The organism is Duganella sp. OV510, from assembly GCF_900100205.1.
In the GTDB taxonomy this organism is placed as follows: domain Bacteria; phylum Pseudomonadota; class Gammaproteobacteria; order Burkholderiales; family Burkholderiaceae_D; genus Rugamonas.
Genome location: NZ_FNEQ01000002.1, coordinates 564,021 through 583,382, shown reverse-complemented (window position 1 = coordinate 583,382; position 19,362 = coordinate 564,021). Strand labels below are relative to the sequence as shown.

Annotated in this window: 20 protein-coding genes; 11 read left to right on the top strand and 9 right to left on the bottom strand. The window is 59.4% G+C overall.

Annotation, left to right across the window (positions count from 1 at the left end):
• Nucleotide 1: 1 nt before the first annotated feature.
• Nucleotides 2-913, bottom strand: coding sequence for a LysR family transcriptional regulator (locus BLS51_RS09675; protein WP_090181033.1), 912 nt, complete (start codon nucleotides 911-913; stop codon nucleotides 2-4).
• A gap of 127 nt (nucleotides 914-1,040) precedes the next feature.
• On the opposite strand from BLS51_RS09675, the gene BLS51_RS09670 reads away from it, so the two are divergent.
• Both BLS51_RS09670 and BLS51_RS09665 read left to right on the top strand, forming a co-directional pair.
• On the top strand, nucleotides 1,041-1,964 hold the full coding sequence (locus tag BLS51_RS09670) for an alpha/beta hydrolase (protein WP_090181035.1): 924 nt from the start codon (nucleotides 1,041-1,043) through the stop codon (nucleotides 1,962-1,964).
• 73 nt (nucleotides 1,965-2,037) lie between these two features.
• Complete coding sequence (locus BLS51_RS09665; protein WP_090181036.1) at nucleotides 2,038-3,135, top strand: NADH:flavin oxidoreductase; 1,098 nt, start codon at nucleotides 2,038-2,040, stop codon at nucleotides 3,133-3,135.
• Between the two features lie 31 nt (nucleotides 3,136-3,166).
• On the opposite strand, the gene BLS51_RS09660 is transcribed toward BLS51_RS09665, so the two are convergent.
• A complete protein-coding gene (locus BLS51_RS09660) occupies nucleotides 3,167-4,090 on the bottom strand; it encodes a LysR family transcriptional regulator (protein ID WP_090181037.1) in 924 nt (307 codons plus the stop codon).
• Nucleotides 4,091-4,211: 121 nt separating this feature from the next.
• Here BLS51_RS09660 and BLS51_RS09655 point away from each other — a divergent pair, with 121 nt between their 5' ends.
• On the top strand, nucleotides 4,212-4,859 hold the full coding sequence (locus tag BLS51_RS09655) for an NADPH-dependent F420 reductase (protein ID WP_090181040.1): 648 nt from the start codon (nucleotides 4,212-4,214) through the stop codon (nucleotides 4,857-4,859).
• A 33-nt stretch (nucleotides 4,860-4,892) separates the two neighbouring features.
• Here the strand turns inward: BLS51_RS09655 and BLS51_RS09650 are convergent, their stop codons facing one another.
• Nucleotides 4,893-5,834, bottom strand: a complete 942-nt coding sequence (locus BLS51_RS09650) for a LysR family transcriptional regulator (RefSeq protein ID WP_090181043.1) — start codon at nucleotides 5,832-5,834, stop codon at nucleotides 4,893-4,895.
• Nucleotides 5,835-5,910: 76 nt separating this feature from the next.
• On the opposite strand from BLS51_RS09650, the gene BLS51_RS09645 reads away from it, so the two are divergent.
• From BLS51_RS09645 to BLS51_RS09635, 3 genes are read left to right on the top strand one after another with little or no spacing between them, the layout of a single operon-like run.
• Nucleotides 5,911-6,549 (top strand): DsbA family protein, encoded by a 639-nt coding sequence (locus BLS51_RS09645; RefSeq protein WP_090181045.1) that lies wholly within the window; start codon nucleotides 5,911-5,913, stop codon nucleotides 6,547-6,549.
• Nucleotides 6,550-6,577: 28 nt separating this feature from the next.
• The gene (locus BLS51_RS09640) at nucleotides 6,578-7,399 is read left to right on the top strand and encodes an MBL fold metallo-hydrolase (protein ID WP_229207480.1); all 822 of its coding nucleotides are present in this window, start codon (nucleotides 6,578-6,580) and stop codon (nucleotides 7,397-7,399) included.
• 4 nt (nucleotides 7,400-7,403) lie between these two features.
• Complete coding sequence (locus BLS51_RS09635; protein WP_090181048.1) at nucleotides 7,404-7,805, top strand: nuclear transport factor 2 family protein; 402 nt, start codon at nucleotides 7,404-7,406, stop codon at nucleotides 7,803-7,805.
• A gap of 735 nt (nucleotides 7,806-8,540) precedes the next feature.
• Here BLS51_RS09635 and BLS51_RS09630 read toward each other — a convergent pair.
• A complete protein-coding gene (locus tag BLS51_RS09630) occupies nucleotides 8,541-9,632 on the bottom strand; it encodes a GNAT family N-acetyltransferase (protein ID WP_090181050.1) in 1,092 nt (363 codons plus the stop codon).
• A gap of 186 nt (nucleotides 9,633-9,818) precedes the next feature.
• Between BLS51_RS09630 and BLS51_RS09625 the strand changes: the two genes are divergently transcribed.
• Complete coding sequence (locus tag BLS51_RS09625) at nucleotides 9,819-10,925, top strand: Gfo/Idh/MocA family protein (RefSeq protein WP_090181053.1); 1,107 nt, start codon at nucleotides 9,819-9,821, stop codon at nucleotides 10,923-10,925.
• A gap of 23 nt (nucleotides 10,926-10,948) precedes the next feature.
• On the opposite strand, the gene BLS51_RS09620 is transcribed toward BLS51_RS09625, so the two are convergent.
• Together BLS51_RS09620 and BLS51_RS09615 are read right to left on the bottom strand one after the other, a co-directional pair.
• A complete protein-coding gene (locus BLS51_RS09620; protein WP_090181054.1) occupies nucleotides 10,949-11,596 on the bottom strand; it encodes a hypothetical protein in 648 nt (215 codons plus the stop codon).
• 12 nt (nucleotides 11,597-11,608) lie between these two features.
• Nucleotides 11,609-12,064: a GNAT family N-acetyltransferase gene (locus BLS51_RS09615; protein WP_090182196.1), complete on the bottom strand. Its 456-nt coding sequence runs from the start codon at nucleotides 12,062-12,064 to the stop codon at nucleotides 11,609-11,611.
• Nucleotides 12,065-12,125: 61 nt separating this feature from the next.
• Between BLS51_RS09615 and BLS51_RS09610 the strand changes: the two genes are divergently transcribed.
• Nucleotides 12,126-12,491: a DUF5710 domain-containing protein gene (locus BLS51_RS09610; RefSeq protein ID WP_090181055.1), complete on the top strand. Its 366-nt coding sequence runs from the start codon at nucleotides 12,126-12,128 to the stop codon at nucleotides 12,489-12,491.
• A 43-nt stretch (nucleotides 12,492-12,534) separates the two neighbouring features.
• On the top strand, nucleotides 12,535-13,596 hold the full coding sequence (locus BLS51_RS09605) for a class I SAM-dependent methyltransferase (RefSeq protein WP_090181057.1): 1,062 nt from the start codon (nucleotides 12,535-12,537) through the stop codon (nucleotides 13,594-13,596).
• Here BLS51_RS09605 and BLS51_RS09600 read toward each other — a convergent pair.
• Nucleotides 13,593-14,477, bottom strand: coding sequence for a LysR family transcriptional regulator ArgP (locus tag BLS51_RS09600; RefSeq protein WP_090181058.1), 885 nt, complete (start codon nucleotides 14,475-14,477; stop codon nucleotides 13,593-13,595). The genes BLS51_RS09605 and BLS51_RS09600 overlap by 4 nt on opposite strands.
• Before the next feature lie 86 nt (nucleotides 14,478-14,563).
• Here BLS51_RS09600 and BLS51_RS09595 point away from each other — a divergent pair, with 86 nt between their 5' ends.
• Complete coding sequence (locus BLS51_RS09595) at nucleotides 14,564-15,169, top strand: LysE/ArgO family amino acid transporter (protein ID WP_090181059.1); 606 nt, start codon at nucleotides 14,564-14,566, stop codon at nucleotides 15,167-15,169.
• A gap of 109 nt (nucleotides 15,170-15,278) precedes the next feature.
• A complete protein-coding gene (locus tag BLS51_RS09590) occupies nucleotides 15,279-17,591 on the top strand; it encodes a putative bifunctional diguanylate cyclase/phosphodiesterase (protein ID WP_229207481.1) in 2,313 nt (770 codons plus the stop codon).
• Here BLS51_RS09590 and BLS51_RS09585 read toward each other — a convergent pair.
• Complete coding sequence (locus tag BLS51_RS09585) at nucleotides 17,584-17,910, bottom strand: hypothetical protein (protein WP_090181137.1); 327 nt, start codon at nucleotides 17,908-17,910, stop codon at nucleotides 17,584-17,586. The genes BLS51_RS09590 and BLS51_RS09585 overlap by 8 nt on opposite strands.
• 32 nt (nucleotides 17,911-17,942) lie before the next feature.
• The gene (locus tag BLS51_RS09580) at nucleotides 17,943-19,256 is read right to left on the bottom strand and encodes an NRAMP family divalent metal transporter (protein ID WP_090181142.1); all 1,314 of its coding nucleotides are present in this window, start codon (nucleotides 19,254-19,256) and stop codon (nucleotides 17,943-17,945) included.
• Between the last annotated feature and the right edge of the window lie 106 nt (nucleotides 19,257-19,362).

Here is a 19,362-nt window from a genome sequence, read left to right as displayed (position 1 = left end):
ATTAAACGAACGCCCATGGAGCAGGTTGCCAATGACTGACCAGCTCGTCAATAAAGAAACGGATTTTTGGAGATATATGCCGTTTGCTAGGATAAACGACACGGATGGGTTCTGGCTCCTCGGAAAATTCGGCCAACACCGTTTGCAGCGATCCGTTGCGCAGCTCTTCTGCCACGATGTAGCTGGGTAGTTTCGCGATGCCAAGGCCAGCCATGACTGCAACTTTGATCGCTTCCGCGTTATCCAGATGCAGTGCTCCCTCATTGACGAGGGAAACTTTCGTGTCAGCGTAGCGGAAGTTCCATGGTAAAACTCGTCCCTCTGCAACAAAATGCAGGCATCGGAATGCTTGCAGATCCTTCGGCGATAACGGTTGTCCATGGCGAAGCAGGTACTCCGGTGCGGCGCAGGTGATCATCTGCTGGTGCGCAACGGTGCGCGTCAACAGTCGAGAATCATCCTTGGGGATGCCGATCCTGACTGCCAGATCGAACCGCTCATCAATTAAATCCACTACGCGATCGGACAGACTCGCGTCGATCGTAACCGTTTCCCATTTTTTCAGGAACGTGGCAATCACTGGCATGACATGCAAGCGGCCCAGGGCGACCGGCAGACTGATACGCAGCTGACCTTGGGGCGTGCCGCTACGTTGTGCCAGCGCGCTCTCCACCGCTTCTAACTCCTCCAAAATGGTGACACACGTCTCGTATAGCATCCTGCCGTCATCGGTCAAACTCAGACTCCTGGTGGTCCGGTTGAGCAGCCGGACCTGCAGGCGCTGCTCCAGACGCACCACCGATTTTCCGATGGCCGAGCGGGTCAGACCTAATTGCTTAGCCGCCATCGTATAGCTGCCATGCTTCACCACGCTGGCGAAGGCGGCAATGTCATTCAGGTTAGTCACTTCCATGGATAGGCCTTTCCAGCCACGGTGTATGGGCGATGCGGCAAGGCCGCTGTGTGGGGAAGCACATTCCCCAATCCTTTGGATAATATCTCAATTCGTTTCGATTGGAAGCAAATAACCGAGGATAATGATGAATCAACCATTAACACAAGCAATGAGCGGCTGGGCAGACAGCCTGGTCAACCTGGTGCCGGTCCTGAGCGGCAGCGACGAAACTGCATCAATGGGCCAGGTGCGCGCTTCGTACACCGCATTTCAGGCGCAGCAGAAGCCGCCGCAAGGCGTGCGGTTTGAAGAGGTCGACATGGGGGGCGTGCCGGCTACGCTGGTGCTGCCCGAGGTACAAGATTCCGACCTTGTCCTGGTCTATATTCATGGCGGCGCCTATATAGTCGGTGAGCCGGCCGGATATCGCGGCATCGGCGGCAACTACGCCAAGCTGCTCGGCGCCCGCGTCTACATCCCCGATTACCGCCTCGCCCCAGAGCATCCCTTCCCTGCGGCAATTGACGATGGTCTGCGCGCCTACGAATGGTTGCTGGAACAAGGTATCCCGGCACGGAAAATTGCCTTCGCGGGTGAGTCTGCTGGTGGCGCCATGGTGGTCAGCGTGATGGTCGCTGCCAAGCAAAAGGGACTGCCGCTACCGGCCGCTGGCGTCGCCATTTCGCCTTGGGCCAACCTGGAGCACACTGGTGCGTCAATGACGAATCGTGAAGGTCTCGATCCGCTCAACACCAAGCCGTTGCTGGACCTGCTGGCCCGGACCTTCCTCGCAGGGGCGTTGCCGAACCACCCATTGGCCTCGCCGGTATTCGCCGACGTCACCGGACTGCCACCGATCCTGGTACAGATCGGCGAGAACGAACTGATGCTTAGCGATGCCATGCGCCTGGCCAGTCACTTGGCCGAGAACCGTGTGCGGGTCAATCTGGAAGTGTGGCCACATATGCCCCATGCCTGGCATTTTTTCCAGAGCTTCTTGCCGGAAGCAGAGCAAGCACTGCGCGAGTCTGCACGGTTTATTTCTGAAACCGTAAGCCCCAACCAATAACCGGGGACACCTGCTTTTTCAACGCCGGGCAAGACCGACCTGCGCAATCGCACCGACACCGACCGAGATCATCATGCCATCCAATCCGCTGTTTTCGACATTCCGCAACAAGACACTCTCATTGGAAAACCGCATCGTCATGGCGCCCATGACCCGTGCCCGGTCGCCGAACGGTGTGCCGACGGATGAGGTAGCTGCATACTACCGCCGCCGTGTAGAAGGTGGTGTCGGGCTCATCATCACAGAAGGTACGACCATCAACCGGCCAAGCGCGTCGAACGACACGGCTATCCCTAACTTTCACACACGCGAAAGCCTGGACGCCTGGGCGCGCGTGGTTGGGGAAGTTCATGCAGCCGGTGGCAAAATTGCGCCGCAACTGTGGCATATGGGCATGGCGCGAGAGCCTGGTTCCGGCCCCAATCCCGGCAGTCCATCCGAAGGACCTTCTGGTTTGTCAGCCTCCGGCGATGAGGTGTCGGCGCCAATGACCGACGCTGACATCGCCGACACGATCAGTGCCTTTGCCAGTGCCGCAGCGAAGGCCAAGGAAATTGGTTTCGACGCAATCGAATTACATGGCGCCCATGGTTATCTGCTCGACCAGTTCTTCTGGGCGCAATCCAATCGACGCACTGATCGATATGGCGGCGACATCGTTGACCGCACCAGATTCGCAAGGGAAGTTGTCCATGCGGTGCGCCAACGCGTTGGATCGGACTTCAACATCATATTTCGCGTTTCGCAGTGGAAACAGCAGGACTACCACGCCAGACTGGCGACGAATCCCTTGGAACTGTCCGCGTTACTGGAGCCGCTGGCGTTGGCCGGCGTGGACATCTTTCACTGCTCTACGCGCCGCTTCTGGGAGCCGGAGTTCAATCGCTCCCACCTCAATCTGGCAGGTTGGGCCAAGAAGATCACAGGCAAGCCCACCATCACGGTTGGCTCTGTGGGACTACAGGGTAAGGACTTTACCCATGCGTTCAAGGGGGAAAGTGCAGCGGTCAGCGACCTTGGTGACCTGGAAAGACGACTGCAACGTCGTGAATTCGATTTGGTCGCTGTCGGCCGGGCGCTAATTGCCGATGCTGATTGGCCGACAAAGATCCGGCGCGATAAGTTCTCTGAGATTATGCCGTTTAACCCGGCTTCGTTGGCTTGTCTTTAGCCTGCAGGGGTAGCGTTTCAGTGGAAAGCGGCTATTTCGCAGACAGAAGTTGCGGTAGCTTCTGCATCCTGAATGCCTCGACCACAAAATCAACAAAGACACGCGTCTTCGCTGGCAGCAGTTTCTGACTGGTGAAATACAGCGAGATCGGTCCGACGTCGCCATACCAGCCTGGCAGCAAACGCACCAGCGCACCGCTTTCCAGATGGGGCGCTGCGTGTGGCACCGGTATCAGCCCGACCCCGAGACCCAGCACTACGGCGCGGCTGAGTGCATCCGGATCGTTGACCAGCATGACAGCGCGCTGTTTCGCTGTGACTTCGACGCCGGCGTGGTTGCGCATGACTTGCGTCCGCATGCGGCCGGTCGATGGTGAGCGCATCACGACGCCGGGCAACTCAGCAAGTCCGGCGGGGTCTTTCGGACGACGCTGGCCTTGTAACAGCGCTGGCGCTGCCACGGCAATCAGATGGATGCGCGCCAGTTCACGCGCCACCATCCCCGGAGGCAGCTCGAATCCCGCGCCGATGGCTGCATCAAAACCACCCGCGATCAGGTCCATCGGCCGGCTGTCGAAAACCCAGTCGGGCGTGACGCCTGGATAGCGTTCGAGAAACGCCGGCATCAGCGGTAACAAAAAATCCATCCCAAATCCTGGCGCTGCGCTCAGCTTCAACACCCCGGCCGGTTGTCCAGCATTGACCTTGATGTCGGCGATGGCTTCCTCAATGCTGTCGAGTCCTCTCTGTACGGAGAGTCGAAAACGCTCACCCGCTTCACTCAACGTCAGACCGCGCGTGCTGCGCGCGAAGAGGCGCACGCCAAGGTTGCGCTCCAACAGCGCAACATTGCGACTGACCGCTGCCGGCGTCAGGCCCAGTCGGCGGGCTGCAGCAGAAAAGCTGCCACTCTCGGCACTGCGTACAAATGATTCCAGATTGGCGAGGGTTTCCATAGCATGGCTTCAAGAAAAATTTGAAACTGATTATAGTCGATTGCTACTAACGCCATCAGCAATGGAGCCCTAGAATGGAACTCAGCAAACGGTTCATTCACTTAACTTTAAAGGAAACATCATGACGATCGGCATCATTGGCTCAGGCGCTCTCGGCTCCAACTTCGCCCGCATTCTCGCCAAAAAGGGGCTCTCGGCCACCATCTCCAACAGCCGTGGTCCGGCTTCGCTGGCGGAGCTGGTCAAGGAGCTCGGTCCATCAATCAAAGCTGGCACCGTGGAAGAGGCAGCAAGTGCCGACATGGTGCTGATTGCGGTGCGTTGGATCGATACGGAAAAAGTCTTGGGCAAGCTGCCCGCCTGGAACGGTCGGATTGTGATTGACGGCACCAACCCGGTGGAGTTCTTCGATCCTGCAACCTCGCCGGACGCGAACGACCCGAGCAATCCGCTGGCAGCGTACGGGATCAAAGCGGTTGATCTCGGCGGCAAGCACTCGAGCCAGATCATCCAACAATTCGTTCCAGGCGCACGCGTGGTCAAAGCATTTAACCACAACGACGTCAACGTGCTAACGGAACCGGAAGCCGCTGGTGGCCAGCGCGTATTGTTCTACTCGGGTGACGATACGGCGGCAAAGGCCGAGGTACGCGCCGTCATGGAAGCTGCCGGTTTCTTCCCGGTTGACCTCGGCTCCCTCGATGTCGGCGGCCCGCTAGCGTCGTTGCCGTTCGGCGCGCTGTCAACGCACAACTTCATCCGTGCCTGAGGAATACAAGTTGTTGCAAGCGCCGGCTAGCATTCAACCACCTTGGCGGTCCTCTTCCCAGGCTGCCAGCAGGTCAACGAAGGCGCGGACCTTGGCCGGCCGGTAGCGTGCTGCAGGAAATACCGCATGGATGCCACCGGACGGCAGCAGCCATTGCGGCAGCACCTGGATCAGACGGCCTGCTGAAAGATCGTCTGCAATCGCAAAATCGGGCAACACTGACAGTCCCATTCCGCAGCAAACGGCTTCACGTACCGCGAGGGTGGCGTCCAGATAAACTTCTGCCTCGACAGTGACATCTTGAGGTTCACTTCCTTGGCGCGAGAAGCGCCATTTCCGATGTTCATGGAGCGCAGTATTGGCAATAAACGGCAGCGTGACAATCTCCTGCGGCTGCTGGAGCTGCGCGACGCGCGGCGCCATGCTGGCAGACGCCACCAGCAACTGCCTGAACGTGCCCACCTGTCGCGCCTGAAGGCTGGTATCGGCCAGCCAGCCGACGCGGATCGCCAGTTCGATATTGCTGTTCATAACATTCAGCGTCTGGTCGCTGAGGATGGCGTCGACTTTGCATGCGGGGTAGCGTTGCCGGAAGGCCGCGATGACAGGCACCACCACGCCCACGCCGTAGTCAAAGGGCGCAGTCAGTCGCAGTGTGCCGGACGGCTCCGCCGCGCCTTCGGCCAGCTCGTCAAAGGCCTCCTCGGCCTGGCGCAAGATGAGCGCGCAACGCAAGTAGAAGGCCTGTCCCGCTTCAGTCGGCTGCACCCTGCGCGTGGTCCGCACCAGCAGTGAAGTGCGGAACTCACTTTCTAACCGGGCAACCTGTTGGCTGACCACTGCTTTGGTAATCCCGAGGCGCTCTGCAGCCGCCGTGAACGAGCCGGTCTCCACTACGGCGACAAAGTAGGTGAGGCGCCGAAGATTGCCTAACCCACCTTGGGCGGCAGCAGAGTCATTGTATGTTTTAGGCATACATTATGTTAGGCGTAGATGTATTTTCCAGTCAATACATACTGCGTAGAATGGGTTCATCAACTATGGAGGTCAGATGGACAAAACCGTGCACTACTTGTTCGACCCGCTGTGCGGATGGTGCTACGGCGCTGCGCCCCTCGTGTCGCCGTTGCTGAAGGTCCCCGGCCTGAACGTCAGGCTACAGCCGACCGGTCTCTTTTCCGGCGCTGGCGCCAGACCGATGGACGCGGCCTTCGCCGCCTTTGCCTGGTCCAACGATCAGCGCATTCTGAGCATGACCGGGCAGCCTTTTTCAGCGCAATATCGTGAGCATGTCCTGTCTGGACGGTCTCAGATGTTTGATAGCGGACCAGCGACGCTGGCGCTCACCGCCGTGTCCCAGAGCGCCCCGGCGCAAGTGTTCCACGCACTGAAGGCGATCCAGCATGCACGTTACGTCGATGGCAGCGACGTTACTTCGCTGGCGGTTCTAGCGGATTTGCTACGGGCGTTGGGACTTGAAGATGCCGCCGCGCAGCTATCGCAGCCTGATGCTGCTCTGCTCAATGCATATCGATCCAGCGTAGCGCAGGGGCAGCGACTGATGCAGGAGTTGGGTGCCCGTGGCGTACCTACCCTGGTGCTTGAATCCGGTGGCAGGCGCCAGCTGCTCAATCTTGATCCGGGAAATTCAGATCCACAGGCGCTACTGCGCCAAATCGAAGCAGCCTAACCGCAACCATCAACCAGGAGGATATCTCATGACTGCAACTACCGAACTGACCTGGAAGCATTTTCCCGCTGGCGAGCACGGCTTTTTCCGCGCGCCTGTACTGATTTCCGGCACACGCGAGGCGGTGCTGATCGATGGCGGCTTCACGCTGTCTGACGGTCTGGCCGTGGCCGATGCCATCAAGGCCAGCGGCAAGCAACTCACCACCATCTACATCAGCCAAAGCGATCCCGACTACTACTTCAGCCTGCAGCCTATCCTGGCGGCCTTTCCTGAAGCGAGGGTCATCGCAGCGTCGCCGACCATCGCTGCTATCCAGGCCAACGTCGAAAAGAAACTGGCGACCTGGGGGCCGCAGCTGAAACAAAACGGCCCTCAGAGCCTCAAGGATATTGTGATGCCGGAAGCCTTTGACGGCGCGACGCTGACGCTGGAAGGGCAGACGATGGAGATCGTCGATGCCGACGGTATGGCAAATCGCCGCTACCTCTGGGTGCCTTCGCTGAATGCCATCTTTGGCGGCGTGCTGGTGTTTTCCGGCGTTCATGTGTGGACTGCGGATACCCAAGGCACTGCGGCCCGTGCTGCGTGGCGGCAGAATCTCGATACCATGGCAGTGCGCCTGCCTGCCGTCGTCGTGCCAGGCCACATGGCCCAGGGTGGGGCGGCGGACGCCAGCGCGATCAGCTATACCCGCGACTATCTGGTGGCATTCGAGGAGGAGTTGCGCAAAGCCGCCGATAGCAGCGCGCTGATTGCCGCCATGACCCAACGCTACCCGAACGCTGGCATGGCCGTTGCGCTGCAGATCGGCGCCAAGGTCGCCACCGGCGAAATGCAGTGGGGATGATCCAATGAAAACCAATATTGACATTGTTCGTTCGCATTACGAAGCATCGGCACGAGGGGATATCGACGCCATGATGGCCGATGTGTCGCCGCAGGTGCGCTGGACCGAGATGGCAGGCTTTCCGTGCGCCGGTACCTGGGTCGGTCCGCAAGCGGTGGTAGAGAACGTGTTCGCCGTGCTGGGCAAGGAATGGATCGGCTATCGCTTCGCACTGCAAAGCCTGATCGACGGCGGCGACCACGTTATCGGGGTAGGAACTTACCACGGTATCTACCGAGCCACGGCCAAAGCAATGCAAGCGCGCGTGGTCCACCTGTGGACACTGAAGGAGGGGCAAGTGATGCTCTTTGAGCAGTTCACGGATACCTTGCTAGTCAACCAGGCGATGCTGGCGGAGCAGGACTAATACCGTCCAGTTACCGTCGCGCTGTATGGAGGGGAAGTTCGGTTAAAATCCTGCTTCCATAAATTCAATGAGCGCGCGAACGCGCGGATGGATGTGCTTGCGTTCCTGAAAAAGTAGATACAGAGGTTCCTTGGCAGGCGGGCGGAAGTTTTCCAGCACCGCTACAAGACGTCCTGTGTGGAGGTCATCGCGAATAATATGGGAGCGTGCTGTGGCTGCCTGGGCCAGAAACAAAAACAGCACTCGAAAAGAGTGCTTCTCTGTATGGGGGAGGGCCGAGGCGGAAATGGAACCAGCACGCCTTACGGCGGGGGATTTTCGTACCTACCACGCCTTTTGCCCCCTGCACACGCAGTTTGGGTCTGGAGCACGCCTTCACCACGCGTAGGTGCCCGCCGTATCCTCTCTATACCTTCCGGCTTGGCCCGGTCATCGTCCGAGGGCCGTCGTCCTGCCGCCTGCGGATGCCGTTCTTGGGCTTCTGAGTGTTGCAATGGAGCGACGCTGTCGTGGCCCTGAAACCGTGTGCAGAGCGCGTGCACATAAGCTCTGTGTGCGAAGCCTATGTGCAAATTTGTATTGGCTAAGTATTTGAAAAATAAGGATAAAATAATTAAATATCAGGCGGCAAATAACTCATAATCCTTTGGTGCGCGGTTCGACTCCGCGAGGGCCTACCATCTTTCAATAGCTGCTCTTGAGCAGCTATTATTTTTTGCGCTACGAACAGCATCGTTAGTGGAGGCGCAGATAGCGACCTAGCTTTGCCAATACCAAGTCTTTATCCAATCCTTGACGGGCTTTGTCATTGAAATAAATGACAGGAATACGGGTCTCGCCCAGCGACTGGCTCCAGTCGCGCTTGTATTGGTAGTCACCCGTGCCAAAGCAGAACACACTTTTTTCGTCGAACGATTGCTTCAGCATGTGCGCCAGCAGCACTTTGGACGGCGAGTGACGGGCAAATTTCTGATCGTAAGCGGCCAGGTACAGTGAGCGCCGGCCTGGTTGGAGGAAGCACAGCGCCGATGCAATCACCCGACCGTTGAAGCGCAAGGTCGATACTTCCGCCAAACCCTGCGGCACGAGCTGGCACGCCAGCATAGCCAGGTAGTCTTTCCATTCGGGATGCTGGCGATAGTAGTTAATTTCAGAGAACTGCTCCTCATTTCTACCGCATAGCTCCAGCACAATGGCTGCCAGTTCATCGCTGTGATCGCCCACCCGGATGTCCACCTCGCCCATCCTGCGCAGACGCCGCTCCTCGTAGCGCGCCGCTGGCAAGGTCAGCGATTTTTTGCGACGGAAATAGGCATCAAAGGATTGCCCTCGGGTTTCGATTTCACTTAGCGAGTCTGGGTTGCCGATAATTTTCAACTGATCCCGGGACATATCCTGTAGCAGCACTGTGAACAGTGGCGAGGATTCGTGCAAGGGACCGAGCAGTGCTACGTCACACTTCAAATGTTCGGTGAGCACCAGGTTGAGCATGGCCAGGACCTGCCGCCGCTGATGACTCACCACGGCGAAGTCGAAGTAAGCCGCGTAAGTCGTGGACAACGGTTTGCAGGCGCGATAGAGCGTACCCTCGGACTTGATATTGAAAAACGATAACGGGAAAATACCCAGTAATTCCGATTGGTCGCCGTTGTAAATCGCCGCCACGATCCAGTGTGATGGCTGATGGAATTCCAGATAGAGACGCAGGTAGGAATAAGTGGAGAAAAATCCGGTATTTTCAGGTAACTGCGCACATAACTCTTGCCATCTACTCTTAAGGTTATCCAGGCCTTCTAACGTGCTGATCACTTCTACGTGGTAAGACATGGTTGCTAAATCCGCAGTGCCCTGACAAAAACGTCAGGAAGGGCATATTCTCCCTAGATTTTTATTATTTTGCAATGATCATAAGATAACAGCGGGGTGCATTTGAATATTTTCCGTTACCATGATTTTCTGCCTTGCTCTTAGACTAAAATTGTCGCTACATCCACAAAAAAAGAGGAGCAGGAGATGATTGATATCAATCGACGCGGGCTGGTGATTGCTGCTGGTAGCGCTATCACGGCGACGGCGGTGGGACTGCCGGCGATGGCGGCGCCAGCCGGGCGCAAGCTGGGCTACGCGATTGTCGGGCTGGGCGGTTATGGACTGGGGATTATCATTCCGCAGTTTAAGAACTGCGAGCACAGCAAGCTGGTGGCGCTGGTCAGCGGCGACCCGGCCAAGGCCAGGCGCGTGGCGGCCGAGTATGGCGTGCCGGAGACCGGCATCTACGATTACAAGAATTTCGATAGCATCAAGGACAATCCAGAGATCGATATCGTCTACGTCTGCCTGCCGGTGTCGATGCATGCCGAGTACACCATCCGCGCCGCCCAGGCCGGCAAGCACGTGATGTGCGAGAAGCCGATGGCGGTGTCGTCGAAAGAGTGCGAGGCGATGATCGCCGCCTGCAAGAAGGCCGGCAAGAAGCTGATGATCGGTTACCGCTGCCACTTCGAGGCGCATAATCTGGAAGCAGTTCGTCTGGCGCGTTCAGGGGCGATCGGCAAGCTGCGCTATTTCCGCTCCGAGCACGGCTTCACCGCCGGCAATCCGAACGCCTGGCGCTTGAAGAAGGCCATGTCTGGCGGCGGTTCGATGATGGATATCGGCATTTACGCGCTGAACGCGGCACGTTATATGACGGGAGAGGAACCGATCTCGGTCTACGCCAAGGAAACCACGGACCGCAACGATCCACGCTTCAAGGAAGTGGAGGACATGATCGAATTCCAGCTGGAATTCCCGTCCGGGGTTATCGGTTCCTGCATGTCGATGTACAGCGCCAACCAGAACCATATCCTGCTGATGGGCGACAAGGGCCGCATCGACCTGGAGCCTGGTACGCGCTACGACGGCAACAAGCTGTGGGTAGGCCAGGACCGCAGCAAGCAGGTCGATCCGCCGCCGGGACCAGGCAAGACCCAGTGGGCTGGACAGCTGGATCACCTGTCACAGTGCATCATCAATAACAAGGAGCCGATCGTCGCCGGCGAAGAGGGCTTGCGCGATATCCGTATCATCGAGGCGGTGTACCGCTCGGCGCGCGAGCAGAAACGGATCGTGCTGGCGTAAGCAATCCTCGACAGCGCGGGCGGCTAGTCCGCCCCGCGTTGCTCTGCTGAGCGCACGTCCAGCATCGCCACCACCAGGTCGGCCACGTCCAGGGTTTCTTTCAGCGGGAAGCCGTCTTCCATCGCGACCACGGCGCCTTCGCTGATGGCGGGTTGGTCGCCGGCAGGTGGATTCGGTGTGTGCGGCATATAGGCGAATTGCGGGAAGCGCGTCTGGCCGCGCTGGGCGATGTCGTTCAGCGTGCGCGGCGCGGCGCGCAGCAGGCCGTTGCGCACGCGGCGCTGGCGTTCTTCGGCGCGCTGCTTCAGCTGCGCGCTCAGATAGGCGATTTCTTCGGTGAGGCGGTCGGCTTCCGCTTGCTGGCTTTGCAGCTCGTCATCGCTCAGCGCTTCTTCCCATTGCGTCAGTTTCAGCAGGCCGCGCTTGTGCATGGCCTGGCGCTGCAAGTCGATTTCCAGCGTGCCCAGCCGGGTCTTGTGTTGCTCCAGTGTTTGCAGCACGCTGGCGTCGCCATTGGCGCGGTGCCATTTGTCGTTGAAGTCGAACACCAGGCCGTCGAAGTAGAAATACATCGGCAGCGCGTGGGGCGATTCCAGCACCTGCTGCGGGCTAAGGTTCCAGCGTCCGGCCAGTTCGGCCAGCGTGAGGGTCAGAGGTTCAATAGTAGGCATGCCGCCATTTTCTCATAGCGCGCAGCGCTTGCGCATGAAGATGGTGGCTTGAGGGTTGTCGTTATAGCGTGCGCAGCGCTCGTAGCCGAGCCGGTCGTACAGCTTGATGGCGCCGATCAGGTCGTCCTTGGTGTCAAGGTAGACGGTCTCATGGCCATCCTGCGCCGCATGGCTTTCCAGCGCAGCCATCAGTAATTCGGCCAGGCCGAGGCGGCGGAAGGCGGGTTGCACATACAGCCGCTTGCATTCGGTGGCGCCGGCGATGCCGGCCAGCGGCCGCATGGCCACGCAGGCTGCAGGTACGTGGTCGACGTAGGCGATCCACATGGCAGAGCTGGCATCGTTGAGAAAAGCCCGGATGGCGTCGTCATCGTCGCGCAACACGACGTTAACGGCGTCGAAATACTCGTGCAGCAGCTGGCGGGCGTGGTCCAGGTCGGCGCCGGTGGCGCGGTGTATGCGGTTCATATAGGCCAATATAAGCGCCAGCCAGTAAAATGACAATCTTGCTGTCGCGGAGTGATTTCAAATGATGTTTTTAAAAGTGCCGTTCGCGGAAAAAGATGAAGCCAAGGCGCTCGGCGCGCGCTGGAACAATGAGCGCAAGTCCTGGTACGTGCCGGAAGGGAAGGACGCCGGCGCCTTCGCCCGCTGGCTGCCACCCGGCGGCGCCGATTTCGTGCCGGCCATCGCCAAGCCGTCGCTGAAGGCGCGCCCGGTGATGACCGACTCGTATGCCGGCAAGCCGGTCATTGGCCGCTACTACACCGAGTTGCAGCATGACTGCGACCCCTTCGCCGTCTGTCCGGTGTGCGCGCCCAAATTGGCCGACTCCGGCTGGCAGGCCCACTATGATGATGTTGTAAAGATGCTAAAACCGTTGCGCCCGGCGTGATGTTCTATTTACAAAAAAGTCGGGAGATGCAATCCTCGTTCCGATGAATAGCACGACCTTCCGTACAGTAAACCTTCCTGCCACACCGGTGCAGCGCGTCCGCCAGCCGGCCGATATTTTCGAAGCGCTGCTGCAAAGCATACAGGGTGGCGAGTCGCATGCCCGTCCGACGCTGGAACTGACGCCGGATTCGCCTTTCATGCCTTTCCTGGAAATTGGCTATGCGTTGCGCGCCTGCATGGAAAGGCCGGCGCGTCACGATTATCTGTTGCAGCGCCTGCGCCCGCATCTGAGCGTGATGGTCGGCACGCTGCCGGCCAGCATCCAGCCGATGGGCATGTTGCCCAAGCTGGCGCCGCTGCCGTCCTTCCGCCAGCTGGAAGAGATTTCCGACGATGAAATCCATCACTGGCTGATCCAGGAGGGTGGGCTGATCTACGGCGAAATGCAACGCTTCGAGCTGGAAAACTATTTCGACGCGGTCAAGGCTTATCTGGCGCCGGGCGGCATCATGGTCGATCTCGGCAGTGGGCTGGGCAAGGTGGTGATGACCGCCGCGCTGAGCTTCCCGTTCACCCGCTGCATCGGCGTGGAGTTGATGAATTACCGGCACCGGCTGGCGCAGGAGCGCCTGGTGCGCGTGCTGACGCTGACCCGCCAGGGGCTGGAAGCCTTGTCCGAACCGCTGAAACCGGAGACGCCGCTGCGGCTGCCAACCGGTATCACGGTGAATGGCCGCCATCTGCTGGAATTGGGCGCGCGCATCGTCTTCATCGAAAACGATATGTTCAAGGTGGACCTGCGCGGTGCCAGCCTGGTTTTCCTGTATAGCACCTGCTTCGGACCGCTGATGGATGCGCTCAGCAACAAGCTGGCGCGCGAACTTCCGGAAGGGGCGGTGGTAACCACTACCACCTATTCCATCCGTCATCCTGCTTTCCAATTGCTGGAATCACATCCGCCAGGCACCTTGTCGTGGACCAGCGTCATGATTTACCGGCGTGTTGGCCCGCCGATGAGCGAGCCGGCGGCCGAGACGCGCTACCTGCACCAGCCTGACGTGGAGGCGTGGGAAACGCGGGCGCGCGAGGAATTAGGTAGCTAAAGCAGCCATTTGCGCGCAGTAGCGATCAGATTATCCGACAATGCGCGCGTGAACGGTGTCTGGATATCCCACATATGCCATACCAGCGGCACATCCAGCCAGGCGCCTGGCGCCAGGTCGATCAGTGTGCCGTCCCGTAGCTGGCGTTCGCATTGCTGCGTCGGCAGCATGCCATAGCCCAGGCCTGCTTCGATAAAACGCACATATCCTTCCGAACTGGACAGCGCATGATGGGGATAGCGGCCGGTGTAGCCGGTGCGCTGGGCGATGAAGCGGGTTTGCAGCATGTCCTTGCGGTCGAAATTCAGCGCCGGTGCGCGCTGGACAGCCTGCGCTGTCATGCCGTCCGGGAACCAGCGCGTGGCAAAGGCCGGGCTGGCCACACATACATACCGCATCGTGCCCAGCGAGGTGACGGTGGTGCCGGGCACCTGCGCGGTTTCGCTGGTGACGCAGCCGACTACCCGGCCTTCGCGCAGCATGGTCAGTGTGTGATCCTGATCATCCAGGCGGATGTGCAGCATGCAGTTGCCGTCGCTCATCAGGGGCGTGACGGCTTCCTGTAGCCAAGTGGCGGCGCTGTCGGCATTCACCGCGATGGCGATTTCGGCCGGTGCGCCGCTGTCGCCGGGGCGCTTGTCCAGCGCCGATTCCAGCAGCCGCACCTGGCGGTAATGGGCGATCAGGCGTTGGCCGGCTTCGGTCGGCGAGGGCGGCTGGCTGCGCACGATCAGCAATTCGCCGGCGCTGTTTTCCAGCATGCGGATGCGTTGCGACACCGCCGACTGGGTGATCGACAAGGCGGCTGCGGCCTTGTCAAAGCTGCCATAATCGATCACCGCGTCCAGTGCGGCCAGTCCCCGGTAGTCCACGCGGCTCATTAGCTCACCTAATATTTGGCAAATAATATTAATTATACTTATCTTTGCGCGGGCCGTAATCTGGCGTTTTTCGTTCGGAGAAAGCCATGGAAGGCACTGCTTTTTTGAAAGGTATCGGACTCGGCGGCAGCCTGATAGTTGCCATCGGTTCACAAAACGCTTATTTGCTGAGACAGGCGTTAAAACGTGAATTTGTTTTTACCTGCATCGCCATTTGTATTATTTGCGATGTCGCATTGATTGGCGCAGGCGTGGCAGGCATGGGAAAACTGATTACTGAAGCACCTGTGCTTTTATTCTGGATAAAGATTGGCGGTGCTGGATTTTTATTCTGGTATGGATTGCGTGCCGCGCGTTCGGCGATGCATCCATCAGCCCTGGTGACCAAAGATAATAATACTGAGCCAGACCGCAAGAAAGTCGTCGCAGCGATGCTGGCATTCAGCCTTTTAAATCCCCATGTTTATCTGGACACCGTGGTGCTATTAGGTTCGATTGGCGGCCAGCAGCCAGGCAATGGTCGGCTGTATTTTGCCCTGGGCGCCATGCTGGCATCGGCGGTATGGTTTAGCAGCCTGGGTTTGGGCGCACGCTATTTGACGCCGGTATTCGCGCGCCCCAATGCCTGGCGGATTTTGGACGGCATTATCGCCATCGTCATGTGGAGCCTCGCCATTTCGTTGTTTCTCTAGGGAGGTATGCTCAAAAATGGCGGGTATATGCTAATTGTTGGCATGATCTGATGAGTTCGGCTTACAATGGCAAGGTCAAATTAAGCCGCGCCACTCGGCGCCAACGCTGATGAGCGCAGATCCGAGCTACCTCACCGCCATGGTGGTGGAATTTACCGCCGACGCAATATTAAGCGTGTTATTGATTTTCCTTTGGCTGATGCAGCGTAAGGAAAAGCATGCACTATTCTGGGGTGCTGGCCAATTATCAGTAATGGCCGGCGGGGTGGTGTGGTTCAAGGCTGGTAATCTGGTTTCTTTGCAGTGGCAATTATATTTATGCGCGCTGTTTTTAACCGTCGGCATGGCTGGCTATTGGGCCGGCATGCAGTTCTTTATCGGTCGCTTGCGTCGCAGCCATATGCGCTGGCTGGCGCCGGGCGTTTTAATTTGCAGCGGCGTATTCTATTTTTTATGGTGGACTAATAATACTTGGCTGGTGCCTGGCAGCGCCTCCGCGCTGGGTCTGGTGATGTTATGGATAGGCTCACGCCTGGCCAGTGTACATAATCGTTATCGCCTGCTTGGCCTGACATTGATACTGCGCGGCGGATTTAATTTATTAACTGCCGCCAGCCTCAGTCCGGAAATGTATGGCATCTGGTTTGTTGGCACCAGCGTGCTCAAGATGCTGTCGATGCTGGGCCTGATCTACGCGGTTCAGGATGAAATCCAGCAGCGATATGCCCACACCATCGACAGCCTCAGCCACGGTTTTCTGATACGCGACCGGCGTGGCTACATCCACGTCGCCAATGAACGTTGTGCAAAATTGCTGGGATTTAACAACGCCCAGGAACTCATCGGCTTGCATAGTTCCGACCTGCTGCCGGGCCTGACCCGCGACATGGCCGACCAGTATTTCCAGCGCTTCGAAGCCGAGGGCGTGCAGTATCCCATTGCCGATACGGCAATATTGAATCTGCGCAATGGCAACCGCCTGCCGGTCGAACTGCTTGGCTCACCATACATCGAACGCGGACAACTGTACTGTCTGGTACAGCTGCTGGACGTCAGCGAACGCAAGAAGAAGGATGATTTGCTGTACCAGGCCGCCCGCATCGACCCGGTGACCGGCTGCTTCAACCGTCACGCCCTGTCGACCCGCCTGGCCCAGGAAGTTGAGAAAGCCGCTAGCAAGGGCCGCGAGTGCGCCGTGCTGTTCATCGATCTGGACAAGTTCAAGCGCGTCAACGATTCCTTCGGGCATGCTGCTGGCGACGAACTGCTGCGCAGCGCCGCCAGCCGCCTGCACAGCCTGCTGCGTCCGGACGATGTGCTGGCCCGCTTCGGTGGCGATGAATTCATCGTCATCATCCCCGACCTGGCGCGCGACAGCGCCGAGTGGATGGCCACTGATTGCGCCAACGAAATCATCGCCGCCATGGCCAAGGGTTTTGAAGTGTCCTATCACGCCTTGAGCGTGACGGCCAGCATCGGCATCGCCTACTATCCGCAGCACGGCCACGACAGCGACACGCTGATACGCAACGCCGACATCGCCATGTACGAGGCCAAGAAAGCCGGCCGCGGCGAGCAGCGCATCTTCCACGATGCCATGAACGCGGTCGCCAAGGATGGACTGGTCATCGACGGCGCCTTGCGCGGCGCCATCGAGGCCAACGAGTTCTACCTGGTCTACCAGGCCATCACCAATGCCCATTCCGGCAAGCTGACCAAGGTGGAGGCGCTGCTGCGCTGGAATAGTTCGCTGCTGGGGCAGGTAACGCCGGACCGTTTCATCCCGGTGGCGGAAGACAGCGGCATGATCATCGCGCTCGGCACCTGGGTGCTGGAGCAGGCCTGCCGTCAGCTGGGCGCGTGGAAGAAAAGCGTGCTGGACGATGTGACGATCAGCATCAACGTCTCTGCCTGGCAACTAGCCGATCCGCAGTTTGTCACGCTGGTGTCGCAGGCGCTGATCCAGAATGGCCTGTCACCGCACCAGCTGGAACTGGAAATGACCGAGCGCGTGCTGATCGAGGACACAGCCAATGTGCAAACCGTGCTGGCGCAGTTGCGCGCGCTGGGCGTCGGCATTTCGCTGGACGATTTCGGTACCGGCTACTCGTCGCTCAGCTACCTGACCCAGTTCCACCTCAACACGCTGAAGATCGACCGCGCCTTTGTCATGGATATCGAGCATAGCGAGCGCAGCAACAGCCTGGTGCACGCCATCATCGCCATGGGACACAGCCTGGGCCTGCAACTGGTGGCCGAGGGCGTCGAGACCGAGGGTCAGGCAGCCATCCTGGAAAAGATGGGCTGCCACTACCTGCAGGGCTATCACATCGCGCGGCCGATCCCGCCGGACGAGCTGCTGCGCTTTGCCGGCGAACGCGCCCACGCGACCCAGCCGGCCTATACCGACTACGCTATTTGACGGCAGCCGCCGATGGCACTTTCTGCGCCGCTTCCTCGGCGGTGAGTATCCAGATGCGATCGATATAGCCCATGCCGTCCACCGTGTAATTGACCACGATGTCCTTGCCACGCAGCGTGGCTGGCATGTCGATGCGGTTGTCCTCGTTGAAAATACGCGCCGCTGGCGACAACTGGCGCTGCTTGCCGTCCAGCGTGATGTCGGGGAAATAGCCGGGCGTGAATTTTCCGCGCAGAATGTTGGGCGGGAATAGCCGCTCGACTGCGAAGGCGGGCAGGGCCATGGTGGCAACGAGCAGCAGCGCAAGCAGTCGAGACATCGCACCTCCCGGAAAACCTCAGCTTACTCCAGCTACTCCAGCGTGGCAAACATCGCCAGCGCCGCCAGCGTCATGACGGCGGTGCACAGCCAGCCCAGCACGCGCAGGCGGCGCGAGATGACCAGCGTGCCCATGACGGCGGGACGTGTCGCCAGCAGCATCACCACCGCCATCACCGGCACGGCGATCACGCCATTGACCACCGCGCTCCAGTACAGCGCGCGCATCGGGTCGATCGAGGTGAAGCACAGCGCCGTGCCCACCAGCGTGGCGCCGATGATGATGGCGTAGAACTTGCGGGCGCCGGACAGTTGCAGCTCCAGGCTGTTCTTCCAGCGCATCGCGCCAGCGATGGCGTAGGCGGCCGAGCCGGCCAGCACCGGCACCGCCAGCAGCCCGGTGCCGATGATGCCGATGCTGAACAATGCGAACGCGAAGTCGCCGGCGATCGGGCGCAGCGCCTCGGCCGCCTGCGCCGACGACGTAATCTGCGTCACGCCATGCGCGCCCAGCGTGGCTGCCGCCGTCATGACGATGAACATGGCAACCAGGTTGGAGAAGCCCATGCCGATCACGGTGTCGATCTTGATGCGGCGGAACTGCGCCGGCGCCTGTTGCGGCGCCCGCTTCAGCGCTTGCGCACTGTCGTCGGCGCGCAAGTCTTCCACCTCCTGCGAAGCCTGCCAGAAGAATAGATACGGACTGATGGTGGTGCCAAAGATGGCCACCACGGTGGTGATGTAATCCTTGTCCCATGATAGCGACGGCAGCACCGCCGCATGCAGCACCTGCAGCCACGGCAGCTTCAGCGACAGCGCGGTGGCCACATACGCCAGCAGCGCCAGCGTCAGCCATTTCAGCACGCGCACATAGCTGCGATAGGGCAGCATTACTTGCAGCACCGCCGACAGCACGCCAGCTGCCGCCGCGTACCAGTGCGCACCGCCGCCCAGCACCAGGCTGGCGGCCTGCCCCATGGCAGCGATGTCGGCAGCGATGTTGATGGTGTTGGCCAGCAGTAGCAGGCCGACGATGGTGTATAGCAGCCAGGCCGGGAAGTGGCGGCGGATATTGGTCGCCAGCCCGTGGCCGCTGACGCGCCCGATGTGGGCGCTGATGGCCTGGATGCCGATCATCAGCGGATAGGCCAGCGCCAGCGTCCATAGCGTGCCGTAGCCGAACTGGGCACCAGCTTGCGTGTAAGTGGCGATGCCGCTTGGATCATCGTCGGCGGCGCCGGTAATCAGGCCTGGGCCGAGCTTGCTGAGCCAGCCTTTGCTGGCGCTTGCCGGCTTTGTCTGCGTTGCTGTTTCGGCGTCCGCGCGAGGGCGCAAGTCTGTGTCCATGTTTGCCTCCTTGCTAGCCATGCTAGTGCGGCAGCAGAGGTGGCACTGTACGCACGCGTACTCAAAAGTGTTGCTGTGTCACAAAGATGTCATGCGCGAGTCATCG